Origin of the sequence: Gordonia alkaliphila (assembly GCF_039542465.1) — a bacterium.
In the GTDB taxonomy this organism is placed as follows: domain Bacteria; phylum Actinomycetota; class Actinomycetes; order Mycobacteriales; family Mycobacteriaceae; genus Gordonia; species Gordonia alkaliphila.
Genome location: NZ_BAABIE010000049.1, coordinates 1 through 841, shown reverse-complemented (window position 1 = coordinate 841; position 841 = coordinate 1). Strand labels below are relative to the sequence as shown.

1 protein-coding gene is annotated in these 841 nt (G+C 62.7%); it reads left to right on the top strand.

The annotated features are described in order from the left end of the window. Positions 1 to 840 (top strand): IS30 family transposase (locus ABD989_RS17650; protein WP_345314506.1); only part of this gene is annotated, 840 nt, incomplete at its 5' end. Position 841 lies beyond the last annotated feature (1 nt).

Below are 841 nucleotides of genomic sequence, written 5' to 3'. Positions count from 1 at the left end.
CGAGCCCGCCCACAGACCAGAACGATCGACACCGACTCGGTACTCGCCGAACGAGTACGATCCGACCTGCGCGCATCGCGGACACCCAGACAGATCGCTGGCCGATTGAAACTCGAGTCCGAAGACTCCACAGTGGACCCCATGACGGGATCACCGAACGCCCACGGACGCCGCATTTCACACGAATCGATCTATCGGTGGATCTACGCTCTCCCGAAGGGAGAGTTGGCTGCTCAGGGCATCCTGCTGCAGTCCAAACGCACCGTGCGCACACCGAGGAAGTCGGCCGGTGAGCGATCAGCGCGGATCGTGGGCATGGTCAGTATCGATGACCGCCCCGAGACAGCATCTGATCGGCGGGTGCCGGGCTGGTGGGAGGGGGATCTGATCGTCGGGAAGGCCGGCCAGTCCGCGGCGGTAACACTGGTGGAACGCACGAGCCGGTACACGCTGATCCTGGGTCTGCCAGACGGGAAGAAAGCGTCGGGTGTTGCCGATGTGCTGATCGATCACCTGCGGGGACTACCGCAGTTCATGCGGAAAGGGCTGACGTGGGATCAAGGCACTGAGATGGCTGAGCATGCCAGCGTCACCGTCGCCGCCGACCTGCCGATCTACTTCGCTCATCCCCGCTCACCATGGGAACGACCTACCAACGAGAACACCAACGGCCTGATCCGCGAGTACCTGCCCAAGGGCACCGAGATCCCGTCCGACCAGCTCTACCTGGAAGCGATCGCCCGCGAGCTCAATGAGCGGCCACGCCAATGCCTGGGCTTCTACACCCCGAGGGAAGCCTTCGAACGCCTACTCAAAGACAACGTTGCTTCCACGATTTGAC